The sequence below is a fragment of the Bradyrhizobium sp. USDA 4454 genome (assembly GCF_054822705.1).
In genome coordinates this window covers 6,370,331-6,388,477 of sequence record NZ_JBTRCN010000001.1, presented here as the reverse complement: position 1 = coordinate 6,388,477, position 18,147 = coordinate 6,370,331, and the positions used below count along the sequence as shown (strand labels likewise).

Here is an 18,147-nt window from a genome sequence, read left to right as displayed (position 1 = left end):
CTCGGGGTCTGTCCTAGAGAGATGACGGCAATGGGTCCAAGCCGAAACGGGTATTGATCCATACCGATTTTGAATGGATCGGTCCCGGTGTCATTCCACCTTCGTTGCTCTTGCTTCGGTTCCAAATTAGTGTACTATTCGTACAGTTATTGAGGGCGCACCGTCGCGTCCGCCGTTCGAGGTCGAATGCGCATGACTACGCCGCGCGACTATCAGGTGTTCGAGGCAGGTGACGTGACGCTGCAGGGCGGCGCCGTGTTTCCGCAGCTCAGCCTCGCCTACAAGACCTACGGCACGCTGAATGCGGCCAGAGACAACGTCATCCTGTATCCGACGTCGTTCGCTGCACAGCACACTGATATCGAATGGCTGGTGCAGCCGGGCGGCGCGCTCGATCCCGCGCGCTACTTCATCATCATCGCGAATCTGTTCGGCAACGGGCTGTCATCTTCGCCGTCGAATTCGACTGAAACGCTCGGCGGCGCGCCGTTTCCGGCCTTCACCTATCATGATGCGGTCGCCATCCAGTGGCGGCTGCTGGTCGAGCGGTTCGGCGTGACGAACCTTGCGCTGGTCTACGGCTGGTCGATGGGCGGCATGCAGGCCTATCACTGGGCCGCGCGTTATCCCGACATGGTGGAGCGCGCAGCGGTGGTCTGCGGCAGCGCACGATGCTCGCCGTACAATTATGTCTTCCTCGAAGCTGTGAAGGCTGCGCTCACCGCCGATCCGGCCTACCGGGATGGCCGCTTTGTCGCCAAGCCGACCGCGGGCCTTCGCGCGATGGGACGCGTCTATGCCGGTTGGGCGATGTCGCATGAGTTTTATCGCGAGGAAGTCTGGCGCGCGGCCGGCTTCAACTCGTTGGAAGACTACCTCGCGGGCTCATGGGATGGCGCCTTCGCGCGGCGCGATGCGAATGATCTGCTGGCGCAGGTTGCGATCTGGCAGGCCGGCGACATCAGCCGCTGCGATGAATTCGGCGGCGACTTCGACCGCGCGCTCGCCGCGATCAAGGCGCATGTGCTGCTGATGCCGGGACGTACCGACCGCTATTTCGACCCGCGCGACAATGAGGATGAACTCGACCGCCTGGTCAATGCGCATTCGGCGGTGCTGCATGCGATCCCATCGATCCACGGCCACCGCGCCGGCAATCCGATCAACAACGCCGAAGACCGTGCCTTCATTAACGCCGAGATCTCGGCGCTGCTGCAACGCTGACATGTGAGACGACCATGAGCACCGCAGAGACCACTGATACCGGACCCCGCTTCAAGCCGCTCAGCCCACTGGCCTTGCGCGACCTGTCGACCAAGTCGAATTTTGCCGGCGCAGTGCGCGCGGCAAGCCATTACGGGATGATCCTGATCGTCGGCACGCTGATCTGGCTGGTCGCGTCGCGCCATGGTCTCGCATGGGCGCTGCCGCTGATTGCCATCCAGGGCTACTTCGTCGCGTTCCTGTTCATGGTGGTGCATGAGACCGCGCACAAGACCGCGTTCCGCAGCCCGGCGCTCAATCTCGTCGTCGGCAATCTCTCGGCCTTCATGATCGGATTGCCCTACCAATATTACTGCCTGTTCCATTGGGACCATCACCGCTACACCCAGGATCCGGAAAAGGACCCGGAGCTGATCGTCGGTCCGAAGCCCGCGTCCGATACCCAGCTCGCGATCGCCTATTCGGGACTGCTGCAGGTGCTGGTTCGGATTCGGCTGATGTTTCGGCACGCGCTCACCGGAGAGGTGATTGTGCCATGGATTCCGAAGACCAAGCGCGCGGCGATCGTGCGGGAGGCGAGGTTCTATCTCGCCGGCTATCTGCTGCTGCTCGCGGCATCGCTCGCGCTGCACAGCACGATCCTGCTTTGGGTGTGGCTCGTGCCGCTGCTGGCCGGTCAGCTGATCCTGCGCCCCTATCTTTATGCCGAGCATACCGGTTGCGAGCGTACGCGGAGTGCATTCGAGAACACCCGCACCACCATGACCGGCCGGGTCATGAAATGGTTCGCCTGGAACATGCCGTACCATGTCGAGCATCACGCTTATCCGACGGTGCCGTTCCATGCGCTGCCGAAGCTGAATGCGATCGTCGATGGCCACATCGTCTATCGCGGCCGCAACTACCGCGCGGTGACGCGCGAGACCTGGGCCTGGTTTCGCCGCCAGCGGCAGCGCGCGGTCTAAGCGTCGGCGCGCGGCCGCAGCACCATGTTGACGAGGTTGCGGGCATAGGCCGCCGAGAGCGGCTTGATGCCGAAGACATAGCGATAGAACAGGCTGCCGTAGATCGCATCATAGATATCGCCGGGCACGCCAGGTGCCCCGATGCTGCCGTCGTTCTGGCCGGCGCTGATGATCTCAAGCATTCGCGCGCGGCGCAGGCCGAGATAGCGCTCGTAGAACAGCTCCGCCGTGCCGGTCTTGGAGATGCACTCCGAGATCACCGCAAGCTGCACCCGTCCGAACTCGCCCTGCAACGCCTCGACATAGGTCGCGACATGGCGGCGGATGCGCGCCACCGCACTGCCTGTCTCAGGCAGCGGCACGGCCCGCGAGGCCTGGTCGAGGAAGGCATCGATCAGCAAAGCTTCGCGCGACGGCCACCATTTGTAGATCGTCATCTTGGAGACGTTGGAGTGTTTGGCGATCGCATCGATGGTGGTGGCGGCGAGGCCGGTGGTCGCCATCAGCGTATAGGCGCTTTGCAGGATCGCGGCGGTGGTCGCGGCCGAGCGCGGCCGGCCGCGCCGCCCAATTGCCGCCTCCTCTGTCTCCGCCTTGCCCCTCGCCATGGCCTGATTGACGTCCCGCGTTTGAATCATCGTTTGGTGCACCGGCATAGCACGGAATCGAATCCTGGATGAGATCATCGCCGACGCTGGGCCGTCATGGCGGGACGCGGCGAGCTTGCGCGCTTGCAACCAAAGTCAGATCATGTAGTTGGCATTCGGCATCCCGCGTTGTACCGTCGTTTTATCGCGCTGACATCGGACGGAAAGTCCGATGTCGATCTCGGGCCCTTGCGGCTGGTCACCGATAGCTTCATGCTGGGGCGACGGCGCTTCGTCGAGGCGTTCGAGGACTGAACATGACATCAGCCAATATTGCGCGCGCGACCTACGGCGCATTGCACGACGGCACGGTGGTCGAGCGCGTGACGCTGCGCGGCGAACACGGCTTCGAGGCCGCCATCCTCACCTTCGGCGCCACGCTGCAAGCGTTGCTTGCGCCCGATCGCGACGGACAATGCGACGACATCGTGCTCGGCCATGACGAGTTCGACGGTTATCTCGCGCAGCGTAAATTCTTCGGCGCGACCATCGGGCGCTATGCCAACCGGATCGCCGGCGGGCGGTTCGTGCTCGACGGGGAGGCGGTGACGCTCGAGGCCAACAACGGGCCCAATGCGCTGCACGGCGGGCCAGAGGGCTTTGATCGCAGACTGTGGCGGATCGTCGAACTTTCAGACGATCCGGGGCCGACGCTGGTGCTCGAGCGCGAGAGCCCGCATGGCGAGGAGGGCTATCCGGGCAACCTTTCGACGCGGGTGACCTATCGCGTGCGCAGCGCGATGGAGCTTTCGGTCACCTATGAGGCGACGACCGACCGGCCGACCTGCCTCAACCTCACCAATCACAGCTTCTTCAATCTCGAGGGCGCGCGCTCGGGCGCGCAGATCCTCGATCACCGCCTGACGATTGCCTCAGATCATTTCCTCGCGGTCGACGCCACCGCGATCCCGCTGCCGGAGCCGCCGCGGCCGGTCGACGGCACGCCGTTCGATTTCCGCAATCCCACCGCGATTGGCGCGCGGATCAGGATGAATGACGAGCAGCTGCGGCTCGGGCGCGGCTATGACCACAATTTCTGCCTGGCGTCAGGCACCGGCCTTCGCCTCGCCGCGCGGCTCGAGGCACCGCTCAGCGGCCGCGTCCTGGAGCTGTTCACCGATCAGCCGGGGCTGCAGTTCTATTCCGGCAATTTCCTCGACGGCTCGACCGCCGGCAAGGGTGACCGGCTGTACCGGCAATCCGACGCGCTGTGTCTCGAACCGCATGCCTGGCCGGACACCCCGAACCGGCCCGACTTTCCGTCGGCGCGGCTCGATCCCGGCCAGATCTATCGACGCAGCATCGTCTACCGCTTTTCAACGGTGTGAGTGACGCCATGACCGATCGTGCCGCCGAGCCGCTTCTCGAAGAGGTGCCGACCTCCGTGCTGTCAGCCGAGCGCTGTCATCTCGGCGAAGGCCCGACCTATGACGCATCAACCGACACCGCCTGGTGGTTCGACATCCGCGAGCGGCGCCTGTTCGAACATCGTTTTGCAGGCGGCAACACTGTCATCCACGAGCTGCCGAGAATGGCGAGCGCGTTGGCGCGGATCGACGGCGAGCGGCAGCTGATGCTGACTGATGATGGGCTGTATGTCCGGCACGTCGACGATGGCCGCCTCGAGCTGTTCGCCGCGCTGGAGGCCGACAATCCGGTGACGCGCTCCAATGATGCGCGGGTGCATCCGTCCGGCACGTTCTGGCTCGGCACCATGGGACGCAACGCCGAGCCGGGCGCCGGCGCGATCTACGCGCTGCACCAGGGCCGCATCACACGGCTTTATCCCGGGATCACGATCCCGAATGCGATCTGCTTCTCGCCCGCGGGCGACATCGGCTATTTCGCCGACACCGCAACCAACGTGCTGCATCGGGTGCCGCTCGATCCGGCAACCGGGCTGCCGACGGGCGAGCCAACCGAATTGATCAGGCATCGCGGCGTCGGCGGGCTCGACGGCGCGGTCGTCGATGCCGACGGGCTGATCTGGAACGCACGCTGGGGCGACGGTTGCGTCGACATCTATGATCCGAGCGGCCGCCATTTGCGTTCGCTGAAAGTGCCGGCGAAGCAGTCGAGCTGCCCTTGCTTTGTCGGCCGCGATTTCTCGCGCGTGCTGGTGACCTCGGCCTGGCAGGACATGGACGCAGCGCAGCGCGTGTCCGATCCGAGGCACGGCCAAACCTTCTTGCTCGAGGCTAGCGCGCGCGGACGTGCCGAGCCGGACGTCAAATTGTCCTGACGGACGCGGGTGCGGGCCACCTTGTTGACGTGACCTGATGATTTGGACGATAGTACAAATATGGTCCGCAAGCCCGCCAAAAACGATATGAAGGCCGACGTGAAGGCCGCCGCCAGCACCCGCAAGCCGAACATGCGCGAGGCGATCCTCGCCGCGGCGGAGGAGTTGTTCTCGACCTACGGCTTCAACGCCGTCTCGGTGCGTGACATCGCGCAGGCTGCCGGCGCCAATCCGGGCAGCGTCACCTATCACTTCAAGACCAAGGACGGGCTGCTGCTGGAAATCTATCGGCGGCATTGCGGCCCGATGAACCGGCGGCGTTCCGAGCTGCTGGCGGCGGCGCGCCGGGTGCGCGACGTGCAGGACCGGCTGGAGGCGATCGTGCGCGCCTATGTGCTGCCGGCCTTCACCTCGGGCAGCGATCTCGCCGGCGGCGGCACGCGGTTCACACGGTTGCGCGCCATCATGTCGGCCGAGGGCAACGAGGTGGTGCGCAAGATCATCGCGCAGACCTTCGACGATACCAGCCATGCCTTCATCGACGCGATCCATGAGAGCTTGCCGCACATTCCGCGCACCGATCTGGTCTGGCGCGGCCACTTCCTGCTCGGCGCGCTCTACTACACACTGGTGACGCCGGAGCGCGTCTCTCGGCTGTCGCGCGGCAGCGCCGACGGCACCGACGCCGGCCATGCCATCGAGCAGCTGGTGCGCGCCACCGTCGCCGCGCTGCAGGCCGCGCCGCTCGATCAAGCCGCGCCTGCGCCGCGCAAGGCTGCCAGTGCGACTCCAGGACAAGCGCTGAGCTGACCCTGCGGAGTTGGTCACCATGGAGAAGCTTCGGCTGCGTACGGTGCTCGGCAATCACCCGCACATCCAGGCGGTGAAGAGCGGTGAGCTGCGCTCCGAGCTGTTCGACCTCGAATTCACCGAATTCACGCCGACCAATGCCGCGTTCAAGCCGATGGTGCGCGAGCAGGCGTTCGACGTCTGCGAGATGGCGATCGTGACCTATCTGATGGCGCGCGCGCACGGCAAGCCGCTGGTGCTGCTGCCGGCCGCGATGGTCGGCCGCTTCCAGCATGGCCATGCGCTTTGTCGCGCCGACCGTGGTACGCTCAAGCCCGCCGATCTCGAAGGCAAGCGGGTCGGTATCCGCTCGTTCACGACCACGACCGGCGCATGGATGCGCGGCATCCTCGCCAACGACCATGGCGTCAACCTCGACCGCATCAACTGGGTCACGTTCGAGGATCCGCACGTCGCCGAATATGTCGACAATACCGAGCGTGCGCCGAAGGGCAAAACCCTTATCCAGATGTTGAAGGACGGCGAGCTCGACGCCGTGCTGGGCGAGATCTCGAGCGATCCGGCGCTCAAGCCATTGTTCGCCGATCCGGCCGCAGCGGCGGCGCAGTGGTACGCAAAGCACGGCGTCGTGCCGGTCAATCATCTGGTCGTGGTGACCGAGCGGCTCGCGACCTCGCGGCCCGATGTGGTGCAGAGCCTCTACGATCTGCTGAAGCGCGCCAAGGCCGAGGCCGGCCCGCCCGGCGTGCCGGACATGGTGCCGTTCGGCGTCGAGGCGAACCGCAAGCCGCTCGCATTGATGATCGACTATTGCGCCCAGCAGGCACTGATCCGCCGGCGCGTCACGGTCGACGAACTGTTCGATGGCACAACACGGGACTTGAACTGATGACAATCTCCGGCGATCCCAGGCAATGGCAGGTCGGCATGCTCGGCTATGGCGAGGTTGGCCGCATCCTGGCGGAAGACCTGCGCCAGCAAGGCGTCAAGGTCTCCGCCTACGATATCAAGCTCGACCGCGGGCAAGGCGCGCCGCTGCGCGCCCATGCGGCGGAGATCGGCGTCGCGCTCGCGCAATCCCATACCGATCTCGCGGCGCGAGCCGATTTCATCATCTCGGCGGTGACGGCGAGCCAGGCGGTGCCGGTGGCGGAGGCCTGCGCGCCGGCAATCCGCAACGGCGCCTGGTTTCTCGATTTCAATTCGGCCTCGCCGGGTGCCAAGCAGCGCGCGGCGGCTCACATCGATGGCGCCGGCGGCCGCTATGTCGAGGGCGCGGTGATGACCTCGCTGCCGCCGTACCGGATCAAGGTGCCGCTGCTGCTCGGCGGCCGCGGCGCGCGGGAGCTTGCGCCGCTGCTGGTCGCGCTCGGCTTCGCGGCGAAGGTTGCGAGTGACGAGCTTGGCGTGTCCTCGGCCGTGAAGATGTGCCGCAGCATCATGATCAAGGGGCTGGAGGCGATGGTGATCGAAAGCTTCACCACCGCGCGCGCCTATGGCGTCGAGGATTCGGTGCTCGCCTCGCTCAAGGAGACATTTCCGGGCATCGACTGGGAGAAGCAGGGCGCCTATTTCTTCCAGCGGGTGATCGAGCACGGCCGCCGCCGCGCCGAGGAGGTCCGCGAGGTGGCGGAGACGGTGCGTGAGGCCCACCTCACACCGTGGTCGGCATCGGGCACCGCCGAGCGGCAGGGTTGGATTGCGGATCTTGCCGACGAGGGCGTGTTCGGCATCAAGGGAACGCCGGAGTTCGCCCGCAGTGCCGACTGGCGCACCGAAGCCGACCGGATTCTCGCGCACGTCAAGTCCTGAGGCCTCGCGCGGAGAATCCGCCGCGTTCCCTGCCGGCGCGCAATGCGCTATTGCTCCGTGAACAGTTTTGTTCTGGAGGCATTCCCATGAAGAATTCCGGCAAGGTCGTCGCCATCACGGGGGCGGCGCGCGGCATCGGCAAGGCCTGCGCGGCGCGTTTCCTGTCCGATGGCGCCAGGGTCGTCATCTCCGACGTCGATGCTGCCGGGCTGGTCCACGCCGCCCAGGACCTCGGACATGAAGACCGGCTGCGGGCCGTCGAAGCCGATGTCAGCAAGCGCGCCGACGTCGATCGCATCGTCGCTCACGCGGTGAAGGAGTTCGGCCGGCTCGACGTCATGGTCAACAATGCCGGCGTCGCGCGCAACCGCGACTTCCTCGACATCAGCGAGGCCGAGTTCGACGACGTGATGGGGATCAACCTCAAGAGCGCGTTCTTCGGCGTCCAGGCCGCGGCGCGCCAGATGATCGCGCAGGGCGGCGGCGGCGTGGTGGTCAACATGTCCTCGGTCAACGCGCTGCTCGCGATCCCCTCGCTTGCGACCTATGCGATGTCCAAGGGCGCGATGAAGCAGCTCACTTCGGTCGCCGCGGTGGCGCTGGCGCCGCACGGCATCCGCGTCGTGGCGGTCGGGCCCGGCACGATCCTGACCGAGATGGTGGCAACCGCGATCTTCTCGTCGGAGGACGCGCGGCGCGGCGTGCTGTCGCGGACGCCCGCCGGCCGCTGCGGCGAACCGAGCGAGGTCGCCTCCGTCGTGGCCTTCCTCGCCAGCGACGATGCCTCCTACATCACGGGACAAACCATCTATCCGGACGGCGGCCGGTTGATCCTCAACTACACGGTGCCGGTCACCGAGAAGAAGTAGGGCGCTGCCAAATATCGAGGAACAACCCCATGCAAAGGAGCCGCCGGTAACCGGCTGCCGAAGTTCGGTCGGGCTGGCATCGTCTCCCTTCGTCATTCCCCGGTGCGCAATTGCGCACCTGAGGGCGTGCGAAGCACGAGCCCGGAATCCATCGCGCGGCATCAATTGTGGTGGAATGGATTCCGGGCTCTCGCGGAGCCTGTCATCGGGCCGCGCTTTGCGCGGACCCGTTGGCGAGCCCCGGGAATGACGGGCGGATGGAGGAGCGCCATTTCTGCGACTACCACCGTCGTCATCCGGTTGAACAGGCGGTGACAAGCGAGGATGAGGCGCCGCTAGCGGCCCTCGAACCTTGGCTTGCGCTTTTCCATGAAGGCGTTGCGGCCTTCGCGGAAGTCCGCGCTGTCCATGCAGTCGATGCCGATCTGCCTGATCGCGGCCATGTCGCGGTCGGCGGGATCCTTCAGCACCTGTGCGATGGTGATCTTGGCGGCCTTGATCGCCAGCGGAGCGTTGCCGGAGATGGTGCGGGCGATCTCCATGGTCGCATCCCACAGTTCGGTATCCGGCAGCACGCGGTCGACCAGGCCGATCCGCAGCGCTTCCGCGGAGTCGATCCGCATGCCGGTATACATGAGCAGCCGCGCCCAGGACGGCCCGACCAGCGATACCAGATGGCGCAAGCCGTCATAGCCATAGGCGATGCCGAGCTTGGCGGCGGGAATGCCGAACTGGCCGCTCGAGCCGGAGATGCGGATATCGGTCAGCATCGCGACCTGCATGCCGCCGCCGAGGCAGAAGCCGCGGATGCAGGCGATCGTCGGCTTCGGATAGTCGGCGAGCAAGGCGCGCTGGGCGGCGCTGCGCCGCGAATAGTCCTCGGAAGCCGCGGCATTGTGCCTGGTCTTCTCGAACTGGCTGATATCGGCGCCCGACACGAACGCCTTGTCGCCGGCGCCGACCAGGATCACGACGCGGACCGCCGGATCGTCGCGCAAGGCGGTCAGCGCTTCGCCAAGCCCCTCCCACATCTCCAGCGACATCGCATTGCGCTTGTCCGGGTTGTTGAAGGTGATGACGCCGACGCCGTCGACCACGCTTTGCAGGATCTTGCCGTCGGCTAGCGATCGATCCGAGCTGTTTGGCATATGAGGGTCCAGTCTGATTTCAGTCAAAGCTAGCACCCGGTCGGGCGCCGGGGCAGGCGGTCCAGGGCACGGCGCGATTGCACCGGCGTGCGGCGATTCCTCCGGTAGTTGTACGGCTCGCAAAATAAACTGTCGAGAAAGGGTTGCGCGATTAGAGTGCGCCGCCCGCGTTCCGTGCCGGCTTAACGTTTTCCTAGTCTTTCGACGGTACGACCATACGCACCTGCGCGCAGGGATCACCCCGCGGCGCGCTGGGGCGCGTGCCACAGCCTTCCCGCTGCCGTCGCGTCGGTAGCGGATGTCCCACCACCGGACCGGCAGGGACGCCGGTCAACCCCGACCTCCGTGCACTCAGATCGCCCTGGGGCGAGGTCCAGTCGTGTCTGTCGAAAAGTTTCTCAAGCAACGCGGTGTCAGGATCACGGTCAACGGCAGCTACACGCTGCCGAACTGGTACGATGCGCAGGGCAAATTGCGCACCTTCGCCTGCCGCACCACGCGGGTGTCGCCATTCCGCATGATCGTCGACGTGCCCGTCGTCGGCAAGATCGGCGACCGGCTGACCTCGTATTTCGAGGAGTTCGGCAAGTTCCAGGGCTGCATCACCGACACGATGAGCGGCAGCTTCTTGCTCGAGCTCGAGATGACGCATGCGATGCGGGAGAAGTTCGCCGACAAGCTGACCTGGATCGAGAAGAAGCAGAAGGATCCGAGCGTCCGCGAGACGCGCAACAATCCGCGTTTCGTCCCCGCGGCGCCGCATGCCATGCTGACCTTGGCGGACGGCACCATGCAGAGCTGCTTCATCATCGACATGTCGCTGTCGGGCGCGGCGGTGTCGTCCGCGGTGCAGCCGCCGGTCGGCATGCCGCTTGCGATCGGCGCCTGCGTCGGGCGCGTGGTCCGGCATCTGCCGAACGGATTCGCCATCAAGTTCGTCGAGACCTACAAGCAGAGCGAGCTAGCGCGCCTGATCGCGCGCAAGTCCAAGGAGCTGCTGGTGGTGTCGGCGGAGACGGATCCGGTTGCTTAGGGCGAGTACTCACAAATCGGGGGCGTGCGTGCGGCAATAGCGAGCTCTCATCACCTTGGGAGGCCGGTCAGCAATGAAATCATTCATACCAAGACTGCGGTCTGCGGTGCTTGCTTCAATCGTGCTCAATGTTCTTATCAGCCTACAGGCCCCCGCTGACACGGTCTTCGTACAATCGACGTCCGTATTTGGGAGTATGAATGCGAAACTTCGATTGCAGTTTTCAACTTCACCAGCCCAGAAGGAAAATCTCCGCAACATTCTAAGGCAGTTTGCCCAGGATGAGGGATTCGATCTTGAAGATATCGGAGCCCAGATGCCCCCGAAAAGCGGGCGGCGCGTGTTCTGGATGAAACTGAGCAAAATGTCGAATGAGATTGAAGTACTAAACATTCGAAGAGAAGAGTTGATGTTCATTTGGGTATACGAACTTAAATCGAATGTGGGCCTCGAAGTCGACGTCTCCAAACTCAAAGAAGTTTTGCGGAAGGAATGGCCCGACCTCGCTCCCTATGAAGGCCAATAGGTCTTCGTCACGGTTAGCCGTCTCATTCGAGCCGCTACAAGCCGAATAGTAGCCAAGTTCCGAGGCGAAAGCGTTCAACGACGCGAAGTCCGCTTCGGGTCAAAAGCGGATGTCCGGCGCACCCGGCGGACACGTCAGCTATGGGCCAGAAGCTGACCCCACGATTTGAGATGAAGGCACGGCACTACCCCGGGAAACCAAAGCCACCATAGTCACTCCGGAAGAGGTAGGCGGTTGAACCAGGCGTCCATTTTCGCCTGATGCTCGGACTTTCGGAAGCTGGGATACATGGCGCGCAGTCGCCTACGGCTTAGGCCAGGGTAAGCGGATTGCACTCGCTCAAGCAACTTTTGGCCATCGTCGTTTCGTCCCTGTTGGCGGGCTATGTCGATCGCATCCAAGAGGGCGGCCAGATTGTTAGGGTCCAGCGCGAGCAATCGATTGACGCACCCCTGCCATTGATCTTGCCGCCCCAATAGAAAGGACGCCACGCTGATGCCGGGCAGGATTTGGGCTACGAGCATAACCTGGTCGAGAGGATTAAGCCTTACTGCGCGATCGAAGTCCTCGCAAGCCTGCTCTGGATCTCCCAATAGATTGTTGATCCAGCCCAGGCTTGCCCAACTGAAGGCGAGGTTTGGATTGAGACTGAGTGCCCGTTCTGTCAGAATCTTTGCGCTATCCAGATCGTCACTTAGAAGAGCGAGGGTGAGACCACACCGCGAGAGTATGGCGCCGTCATCGGGCGCGAGCTGGGCGGCTCGGACTGAGAGCTCAAGCGCCGTCGCTCGCTCGCTTTCATCAAGGACCCGACCATACCAATATTGCTGGACAACGAAGCAAATTGAGAGTGACGCGATGGCTGGAGCAAAGTCGGCGTCAAGCGACAGGGCCTCCTGATACTCTGCCTTGGCTTGTTCGAGTGCGGTCGCCGAAAACGTAAAAAGCAGCGAGTTGCCGCGAAGATATCTATCGTAGCAGCTCCATGTACTCGGTGGTTTTTGGATCGCAAGACTTATCTCGGACTGCAGAACTTTCGGCAGAATGGCGCCCACAACACTCTGCGTTACCCGATCCTGCAGCTCGAAAACGTCATCGAGAGCGCCATCAATCTGGTCTGCCCAAAGATGAGCACCCGTAACGGCCTCGATAAGCTGACCGGTGATGCGAACGCGCGCGCCCGACCTCCGAACGCTGCCCTCGAGCAGGTAGCGTACGCCAAGTTCGCGCCCGACCCTTTTAACGTCAGCTGCTCTCCCCTTGTAGGTGAAGCTGGAGTTGCGTGCGATCACGAAGAGCGACTTAAATCGCGACAACGCCGTGATGATATCCTCGACCATGCCATCCGCGAAATATTCCTGCTCGGGATCACCGGACATGTTCTGGAAAGGCAGGACCGCAATGGAAGGTTTGTCCGGGAGCGCAAGCAGTCTTGTTTCGGCAGCGCCTTTGACGCTTATGCCCGCAGGCGTCGATGACGACCTCGCAGCATAGAGCCGCACGGGACGGTCAATGTTCTTGAGCTGTCGCTCACCCAGGTCATCAAAGTCACACGACGTTTTCCCTCGGACATGCCGGAAGGCATCGTCTGATAGCCAAACCCCGCCCGGCTCGCATTCGTTCTCAACTCGGGCGGCTACATTGACGCCATCTCCGAAGATGTCGTCGCTGTCAACGATGATGTCGCCGACATTGATACCGATACGAAATGCAATCTTGGATCCGGTCTCATTGCGCCCATCCATCTGCTTCTGAACCGCCATGGCACAGGTTACGGCATCCACGGCACTGGCGAACTCAACCAGCATGCCGTCGCCGGTCGTCTTCACGATGCGGCCCTTATGGTTCCCGATGGCGGGATCGACGATGTCGCGGCGGATGGCTTTGAGCTCCTGCAGGGTGCCTATCTCATCGGCGGCCATGAGTCGGCTATAGCCAGCCACGTCAGCCGCCAAGATTGCTGCAAGTCGCCGCTCGACGCGCCCGCTCGTCACACTAACCCCCGGGGCCGACCTGAACCATCTCCATCAAACCATGGAACCTTTGAGGCTACCAGCCCGCCTGCCGGTTCCAAGCGCTCTCAATGTCCGAGTTGGGTCAAAGGCTGCTCCCGGCAGTCAGCATGCCCTTGGTCGGGTCACCTCTCGGAAGCGGACTTCGCCGCGCTCTGGGCTAAGGTCAGCGACGGGCCAAAAGTGGACATGATGTGCTAAAAGGTCGAGCCTCAGTCGGAGCAATTAAATGCACCAATTTCCGCCAAGTGCCGATCTACAATTTCTCTTGGGAGAGACGTTTGGCCACATCGCTTTAGACCCTTGGTCAATCCAATTTCGGTTTGCTGCTGGAGGCCAAATAACAGTGGAGGGGCGGATAGAACATATTGATGAGGGAGGTTCGATACATCCGCACGACTGTGAAAACCGTACCGGCGATGCGGTCTATCTGCACCAACTTCTCGAACATCCGATCACGGCCGTCGACGCTGAGCCACTTTGCTTGTCTCTGACGTTCGCCACCGGTGCGATCCTTCGTATCTTCACCGAAGTCGGCGGCTTCGAATGCGGGCAGATTTACCCGCCGAAAGGGAGCGGCCGAGGGTTCATCGTTTTCTAAACGGATCGGACTTCTCCAACACTACCCAACCCAGCAACAAATGACCCACCGCATGTCCGCTTCGGGTCAAGAGCGGATGTCCGGCGCCCCGGTGGACACGTCAGCTATGGGCCAACAGGCGACATTCCCTGGTTGCCCTGATATGAAAGAGGCCGGCAACTGAGGCGGACGAGCTGATGGCAGACGATACGTGGTGGCAAGGACTGCTGTGCGTTACGCACCCGATTAACGGGCGCCGTATCTTCGGCGCATGCCATGATAATCAGTGGCGTTGGATGACGTATATTAACGGACCGGCATGGCGGGATACTCATCTTCAAGTCATGTTCCATGCTGGCGAGACAGTCCAGCACGCGAGAGAGTTGGCCGAGATGCTCGGCCCAATTCGAGCGGATGAAGATGAAAGCGAGCGCGCGGAGCTGCTCGCCAGCCAACTTAGGACATCAGCTAGGTAGCGGGACATTCCGAGATACTGCGGTCTGCAAGGGGGGGCAAAAGCCGTCCATGGCGGCCGAGCCGAGGGACTTCCGGTTACCCTCGAAGAGCCGACTTTCCTGGTGGCCATGCAGACTGCCAGCTTAGGGCCATAAGCGGTCATAAGACTTTCCGCCCCCGCATGGATCACTGCGCGAAAACGATCAAATCTACCAAGTAATGCGCGAATGCCACCGGCCATAGCGCACCCGACCGCCGCAGCATTAGCATGAGGAAAACGCCTATTACCGTGGCGAGAAGAACATTGCCGAACCCGGCCCACCAATGATAGGCGCCGAATAGAATTGACGTGGTCAGGACGGCGAACATGCCGTTACCGACGAAGGGCTGGAATGCTTGCCGGATGTATTGGCGGAATATGATTTCTTCGCTGCCAGCGACCAGCGCCAGGCCAAAAACAAGATCGAATGCGTTTAGCCATCCAGTCGGCTGCGGATACGCACCGAGCACAGTTGCTGGGAATGCTGCATTGAGGAGCTGTCGCGGCCACTGGCCAAAACGGGCTAACAAGCAAATTACGACAATCCAGGCGACAATCTCAAAAAGGGAAATTTGACGTTTATCTGATCGGAAGGCTGCGGCACGCGCAGAAGGGACCGTCGCCAAAACGGTGAGTGCAATGATCCGACCCGCATAGTCCCAGAGAAGCCAACTTGCCGCTTGATGTTGATGCAGCCGCATAACCTGCGACGCAACTAGCGCCATAAGGGCCAGGACGAACCACCAAATCAACGGGCGCGTATCGGAGCGATTATTCCCACGCTCTTTGGACACGACGAAGGAGTGTTCTTCCATGCTCGCCTGTAGATTACCTTGGACTTGAACTTAGGACAGTTGGAACGAAGCGTCCATGTCGGCAATCGTTGGTTGCCGTCCCTGATGACCGCTTAGGCTCAAAAGCAGATGTCCGGCGCACCCGGCGGACGCGTCAGCTATGGGCCACAAACGGACCTTCATACGGACGCAGCTCGCTCTGTGTATAGGTCGAAATCAAGCTCGATGTTTCGGTCGGCCGCGAACCTGAGGATATCAGCAGGTATCGAAAATCCTTGATTTCTAGTTTCTAGATGGAGACCAAAGCTCAAACGAACTTGTGCCCCCGCAGGTAGCTGTTCCCAGACAGCGGGCGCTTGGGGGAAGCGGGCGATAAGCAGTCTAACGGCTTCCGCAATGTCCCATTCGTCGGTCTCTTCCGACGTTAGACGAACCGTCCAGGAACCGAACGTGGCGGGAGAAGCATTTGCCCTCGCCGAACGCGGTAGGCCTTTGACTTGTGAATGAGTCGGCTCAACAGCGAAGAGATGGGTGACGTGCTCCGGATGGAGATCATCGGCCCGAACGGTCAGCGAGATCGAGAACCAAGAAATCGGCCCCCCAAACCAAACCGCGTCTGGAGGCGCGTCTTTTGGGGGTTGCGGACGTGGTTGCTTCATTCGGCTACGGGTCCCAAGCGTCACACCCCGGTTGCATAACGCGAATTTATCTACTCTGCGTGCCGCGAAACGTTCAACTTTGAATAACCGATAAGAGGACCGCTTTGGGTCAAAAGGCGACATTCCTGTGGTCGGACCGCGAATCCGCTTTCTTGCGCCTCTGCAGACATGATCTAGGACTGCTCGCCCTGGCGTGTGGCCGCGCGTCCGTTCCGCGGGTTACATCAACTGTTCCGGATCGTCGGCCGCGCGCATCTGCGCGATAAGGTCTTCCGTCGCTGCGCTGCCTGCCGCCGCGATCGCGATCTCGCGGGCGAGATTGGTGCATTCAGCCCACAGCAGGAAGAACACCAGCGGCGGCCGCTCGCGTGCCTCCAGCAGCTGCCGGCAGCGTTCCACCGCGCCGTCGAGCGCCCACCACTGCCGCGCGACCACCATGACCTTGCGGAAGCTGCGCAGCGTGCCGGAGAATTTCTGCGGATCGGCCCCCACGATGGCGCCGCAATGGTTCAGCCAGTTCAGTGCCGCGTAGATCGCGATCCCGTAGTCCTCGATCGTGGTGCCGGTGAAATCGACGACGGTCTTGTCATGCGCACGTTGGCGCAGGAAGGCGTCGATCATCTCCGGTTGACGGGCCGGATCGACCAGCAGCGACGTGTCCTGCCGCGGCACCATCGGAACGTAGCGCATCGCTTCGAGCCGTGTGTGCTCCCAGATCGCCCTGCTATCGCCGAGCAGGTCGCCGGGCTTGCGCTTGCAGGCCGGATAGACCAGCACGCCGTTGTCGGAGAGATCGAGATAGCGCGGCACCACCTTGTCGAGCGCGGCGAGAAACGCCGATGGATCGGTCAGGCCGCGCAGGTCGCTGGCGGCATCCTCCGTTTCTGCAGGCTTGTTGCCGCGTGTCCAGCCGAAATTGGCCATCCCCGGACGCCCCGATCTCAACCTTGCCCGTCAGGTTAGATGGAAAATGCGACGAAGCAAATGCGGCATTTGCTGCTGCGCCGTCGTGCCTGTCCGTCGCTGCAGGTTGACGCCGAACTGCGCCGCGCCTAGCTGATGGTTAACAGGGCGCAACGCTAGTTGCTGCCGCCTTCGGGGCCGATGCCATGACCTCTTCTGATCGCCAATCGCATTGGCAGACCGTCTACCTGACCAAGGGCGAGCAGCAGGTGAGCTGGTCGCAGGCCGATCCGCAGCCATCGCTGCGCCTGATCGAATCGGTCGCGCCCAGCCGCGACGCGTCGATCATCGATGTCGGGGGCGGGGCCTCGCGCCTCGCCGACGCGCTGCTTGCGCGCGGATTCCACGATCTGACGGTGCTCGATCTCTCCGAGGCGGCACTGGCGAGCGCCCGGGAACGAATCGGCGCGGCAGGCGACGCGGTGCGCTGGATCGCCGACGATGCCACGGTCTGGCAACCGCCACAGGCGTTCGACATCTGGCATGATCGTGCGGCGTTTCATTTTCTCGTCGAGGCGACGGAGCGCGCGGCCTATCTGGACAGACTGCATCGCGGCGTCACGGCCGGCGGCCACGCCGTGATCGGCACCTTTGCGCCGGACGGTCCGGAGAAGTGCAGTGGCCTGCCGGTGCAACGCTATGATCCGACAGTGCTCAGCCGGATCGTCGGACCGGCATTCGAACTGATCGCGCAAGAGGCGCACCGCCACGTCACGCCCTGGGGCACGACGCAGTCGTTCCAATTCAGTGTGCTGCGGCGGACGTGACCGGCCGCGGAAGGAGAGGTGAGATGACGGACATGCCACGGACGATCGGCGAGATCGCGAGCTACCACGCCCATGTCTATTACGATCCGACCACCAGGCGCGGCGAAGCGGAACGGCTGCGCAACTGGCTGGGCGAACGGTTTCTGGTCACACTCGGGCGCTGGCACGACGTCAAGGTCGGTCCGCACGACCAGGCGATGTACCAGGTGGCGTTCGCGGCCGAGCTGTTTCCAACCCTGGTGCCGTGGCTGATGCTCAACCATGGCAGCCTGAGCATCCTGGTCCATCCCAACACCACCAATCCGCGCCGCGATCATCGCGACGATCCGCTCTGGATCGGCACGCCGCTCGCCGTCCATGCCGACAAGCTGCCCGAAGAGGCCGAGATGGAGCAGGCGCCGGCACCGAACACACAGCCGACATTGCGTCCCTGAGCGTCAGCGAGACGAGTCTCGAAGGATCGACGTCGTCCCGGCCTTCGCCGGCACGACACTGAATGTTTGGTGCCGCTCCTCTGTGAAGGCCGAGCACTCACAGCCTTCAGGGGCATATGCATTGCCATGCCGGTTGCCGGCTTGCGTAAAGTTTGAAGCGATTGTG

At 63.0% G+C, this 18,147-nt stretch carries 19 protein-coding genes and 1 pseudogene; 14 read left to right on the top strand and 6 right to left on the bottom strand.

What is annotated here, in order from left to right; translation table 11 throughout:
- Nucleotides 1-192: 192 nt before the first annotated feature.
- Both ACVIW0_RS29675 and ACVIW0_RS29670 read left to right on the top strand, forming a co-directional pair.
- The gene (locus ACVIW0_RS29675; protein ID WP_461357465.1) at nt 193-1,224 is read left to right on the top strand and encodes an alpha/beta fold hydrolase; all 1,032 of its coding nucleotides are present in this window, start codon (nt 193-195) and stop codon (nt 1,222-1,224) included.
- Nucleotides 1,225-1,238: 14 nt separating this feature from the next.
- Nucleotides 1,239-2,189: a fatty acid desaturase gene (locus tag ACVIW0_RS29670; protein WP_461355575.1), complete on the top strand. Its 951-nt coding sequence runs from the start codon at nt 1,239-1,241 to the stop codon at nt 2,187-2,189.
- Here the strand turns inward: ACVIW0_RS29670 and ACVIW0_RS29665 are convergent.
- Nucleotides 2,186-2,797 (bottom strand): TetR/AcrR family transcriptional regulator, encoded by a 612-nt coding sequence (locus ACVIW0_RS29665; RefSeq protein ID WP_461357464.1) that lies wholly within the window; start codon nt 2,795-2,797, stop codon nt 2,186-2,188. The genes ACVIW0_RS29670 and ACVIW0_RS29665 overlap by 4 nt on opposite strands.
- 159 nt (nt 2,798-2,956) lie before the next feature.
- Between ACVIW0_RS29665 and ACVIW0_RS29660 the strand changes: the two are divergent.
- The 7 genes and pseudogenes from ACVIW0_RS29660 to ACVIW0_RS29630 form a co-directional block, all read left to right on the top strand.
- Nucleotides 2,957-3,091, top strand: a pseudogene (locus ACVIW0_RS29660) (gfo/Idh/MocA family oxidoreductase); the annotation flags it as partial.
- 2 nt (nt 3,092-3,093) lie between these two features.
- Nucleotides 3,094-4,164 (top strand): aldose epimerase family protein, encoded by a 1,071-nt coding sequence (locus ACVIW0_RS29655; RefSeq protein WP_461355574.1) that lies wholly within the window; start codon nt 3,094-3,096, stop codon nt 4,162-4,164.
- 8 nt (nt 4,165-4,172) lie between these two features.
- Complete coding sequence (locus ACVIW0_RS29650; RefSeq protein ID WP_461355573.1) at nt 4,173-5,078, top strand: SMP-30/gluconolactonase/LRE family protein; 906 nt, start codon at nt 4,173-4,175, stop codon at nt 5,076-5,078.
- A 60-nt stretch (nt 5,079-5,138) separates the two neighbouring features.
- Nucleotides 5,139-5,888, top strand: coding sequence for a TetR/AcrR family transcriptional regulator (locus tag ACVIW0_RS29645; RefSeq protein ID WP_461355572.1), 750 nt, complete (start codon nt 5,139-5,141; stop codon nt 5,886-5,888).
- A 19-nt stretch (nt 5,889-5,907) separates the two neighbouring features.
- Nucleotides 5,908-6,777: an ABC transporter substrate-binding protein gene (locus ACVIW0_RS29640; RefSeq protein ID WP_461355571.1), complete on the top strand. Its 870-nt coding sequence runs from the start codon at nt 5,908-5,910 to the stop codon at nt 6,775-6,777.
- 5 nt (nt 6,778-6,782) lie between these two features.
- Entirely contained in the window at nt 6,783-7,700 is a 918-nt protein-coding gene (locus tag ACVIW0_RS29635) for a DUF1932 domain-containing protein (protein ID WP_461357463.1), read from the top strand.
- An 86-nt stretch (nt 7,701-7,786) separates the two neighbouring features.
- On the top strand, nt 7,787-8,569 hold the full coding sequence (locus ACVIW0_RS29630; protein WP_461355570.1) for an SDR family NAD(P)-dependent oxidoreductase: 783 nt from the start codon (nt 7,787-7,789) through the stop codon (nt 8,567-8,569).
- A gap of 335 nt (nt 8,570-8,904) precedes the next feature.
- Here ACVIW0_RS29630 and ACVIW0_RS29625 read toward each other — a convergent pair whose 3' ends face one another.
- Nucleotides 8,905-9,717, bottom strand: a complete 813-nt coding sequence (locus tag ACVIW0_RS29625; protein WP_461355569.1) for an enoyl-CoA hydratase — start codon at nt 9,715-9,717, stop codon at nt 8,905-8,907.
- A 379-nt stretch (nt 9,718-10,096) separates the two neighbouring features.
- Between ACVIW0_RS29625 and ACVIW0_RS29620 the strand changes: the two genes are divergently transcribed.
- Both ACVIW0_RS29620 and ACVIW0_RS29615 read left to right on the top strand, forming a co-directional pair.
- Nucleotides 10,097-10,750 carry a PilZ domain-containing protein gene (locus ACVIW0_RS29620; protein WP_461355568.1) on the top strand — a complete coding sequence of 218 codons (654 nt, stop codon included), beginning with the start codon at nt 10,097-10,099 and terminating at the stop codon, nt 10,748-10,750.
- A gap of 73 nt (nt 10,751-10,823) precedes the next feature.
- Entirely contained in the window at nt 10,824-11,276 is a 453-nt protein-coding gene (locus ACVIW0_RS29615; RefSeq protein WP_461355567.1) for a hypothetical protein, read from the top strand.
- Nucleotides 11,277-11,488: 212 nt separating this feature from the next.
- On the opposite strand, the gene ACVIW0_RS29610 is transcribed toward ACVIW0_RS29615, so the two are convergent.
- Entirely contained in the window at nt 11,489-13,270 is a 1,782-nt protein-coding gene (locus tag ACVIW0_RS29610) for an adenylate/guanylate cyclase domain-containing protein (RefSeq protein WP_461355566.1), read from the bottom strand.
- A gap of 247 nt (nt 13,271-13,517) precedes the next feature.
- On the opposite strand from ACVIW0_RS29610, the gene ACVIW0_RS29605 reads away from it, so the two are divergent.
- Nucleotides 13,518-13,889, top strand: a complete 372-nt coding sequence (locus ACVIW0_RS29605) for a hypothetical protein (protein ID WP_461355565.1) — start codon at nt 13,518-13,520, stop codon at nt 13,887-13,889.
- Nucleotides 13,890-14,510: 621 nt separating this feature from the next.
- Here the strand turns inward: ACVIW0_RS29605 and ACVIW0_RS29600 are convergent.
- The 3 genes from ACVIW0_RS29600 to ACVIW0_RS29590 all read right to left on the bottom strand — a co-directional run bounded on the left by ACVIW0_RS29600 (nt 14,511) and on the right by ACVIW0_RS29590 (nt 16,741).
- The gene (locus ACVIW0_RS29600) at nt 14,511-15,179 is read right to left on the bottom strand and encodes a CPBP family intramembrane glutamic endopeptidase (protein ID WP_461355564.1); all 669 of its coding nucleotides are present in this window, start codon (nt 15,177-15,179) and stop codon (nt 14,511-14,513) included.
- Between the two features lie 158 nt (nt 15,180-15,337).
- Nucleotides 15,338-15,817 carry a DUF4279 domain-containing protein gene (locus ACVIW0_RS29595; RefSeq protein WP_461355563.1) on the bottom strand — a complete coding sequence of 160 codons (480 nt, stop codon included), beginning with the start codon at nt 15,815-15,817 and terminating at the stop codon, nt 15,338-15,340.
- Nucleotides 15,818-16,036: 219 nt separating this feature from the next.
- Complete coding sequence (locus ACVIW0_RS29590; RefSeq protein ID WP_461355562.1) at nt 16,037-16,741, bottom strand: hypothetical protein; 705 nt, start codon at nt 16,739-16,741, stop codon at nt 16,037-16,039.
- Nucleotides 16,742-16,926: 185 nt separating this feature from the next.
- Here ACVIW0_RS29590 and ACVIW0_RS29585 point away from each other — a divergent pair, with 185 nt between their 5' ends.
- On the top strand, nt 16,927-17,547 hold the full coding sequence (locus ACVIW0_RS29585) for a class I SAM-dependent methyltransferase (protein WP_461355561.1): 621 nt from the start codon (nt 16,927-16,929) through the stop codon (nt 17,545-17,547).
- Nucleotides 17,548-17,570: 23 nt separating this feature from the next.
- The gene (locus ACVIW0_RS29580) at nt 17,571-17,981 is read left to right on the top strand and encodes a DOPA 4,5-dioxygenase family protein (RefSeq protein ID WP_461355560.1); all 411 of its coding nucleotides are present in this window, start codon (nt 17,571-17,573) and stop codon (nt 17,979-17,981) included.
- The last annotated feature ends 166 nt before the right edge of the window (nt 17,982-18,147 follow it).

What these genes read in the sequence shown, in the direction of transcription:
- ACVIW0_RS29590 (WP_461355562.1), bottom strand. Translation starts at nt 16,741, where the DNA reads ATGGCCAATTTCGGCTGGACACGCGGCAACAAGCCTGCAGAAACGGAG.
- ACVIW0_RS29580 (WP_461355560.1), top strand. Translation starts at nt 17,571, where the DNA reads ATGACGGACATGCCACGGACGATCGGCGAGATCGCGAGCTACCACGCC.
- ACVIW0_RS29645 (WP_461355572.1), top strand. Translation starts at nt 5,139, where the DNA reads ATGGTCCGCAAGCCCGCCAAAAACGATATGAAGGCCGACGTGAAGGCC.
- ACVIW0_RS29615 (WP_461355567.1), top strand. Translation starts at nt 10,824, where the DNA reads ATGAAATCATTCATACCAAGACTGCGGTCTGCGGTGCTTGCTTCAATC.
- ACVIW0_RS29630 (WP_461355570.1), top strand. Translation starts at nt 7,787, where the DNA reads ATGAAGAATTCCGGCAAGGTCGTCGCCATCACGGGGGCGGCGCGCGGC.
- ACVIW0_RS29595 (WP_461355563.1), bottom strand. Translation starts at nt 15,817, where the DNA reads ATGAAGCAACCACGTCCGCAACCCCCAAAAGACGCGCCTCCAGACGCG.
- ACVIW0_RS29650 (WP_461355573.1), top strand. Translation starts at nt 4,173, where the DNA reads ATGACCGATCGTGCCGCCGAGCCGCTTCTCGAAGAGGTGCCGACCTCC.
- ACVIW0_RS29585 (WP_461355561.1), top strand. Translation starts at nt 16,927, where the DNA reads ATGACCTCTTCTGATCGCCAATCGCATTGGCAGACCGTCTACCTGACC.
- ACVIW0_RS29655 (WP_461355574.1), top strand. Translation starts at nt 3,094, where the DNA reads ATGACATCAGCCAATATTGCGCGCGCGACCTACGGCGCATTGCACGAC.
- ACVIW0_RS29600 (WP_461355564.1), bottom strand. Translation starts at nt 15,179, where the DNA reads ATGGAAGAACACTCCTTCGTCGTGTCCAAAGAGCGTGGGAATAATCGC.
- ACVIW0_RS29625 (WP_461355569.1), bottom strand. Translation starts at nt 9,717, where the DNA reads ATGCCAAACAGCTCGGATCGATCGCTAGCCGACGGCAAGATCCTGCAA.
- ACVIW0_RS29640 (WP_461355571.1), top strand. Translation starts at nt 5,908, where the DNA reads ATGGAGAAGCTTCGGCTGCGTACGGTGCTCGGCAATCACCCGCACATC.
- ACVIW0_RS29670 (WP_461355575.1), top strand. Translation starts at nt 1,239, where the DNA reads ATGAGCACCGCAGAGACCACTGATACCGGACCCCGCTTCAAGCCGCTC.
- ACVIW0_RS29665 (WP_461357464.1), bottom strand. Translation starts at nt 2,797, where the DNA reads ATGGCGAGGGGCAAGGCGGAGACAGAGGAGGCGGCAATTGGGCGGCGC.
- ACVIW0_RS29675 (WP_461357465.1), top strand. Translation starts at nt 193, where the DNA reads ATGACTACGCCGCGCGACTATCAGGTGTTCGAGGCAGGTGACGTGACG.
- ACVIW0_RS29605 (WP_461355565.1), top strand. Translation starts at nt 13,518, where the DNA reads ATGCACCAATTTCCGCCAAGTGCCGATCTACAATTTCTCTTGGGAGAG.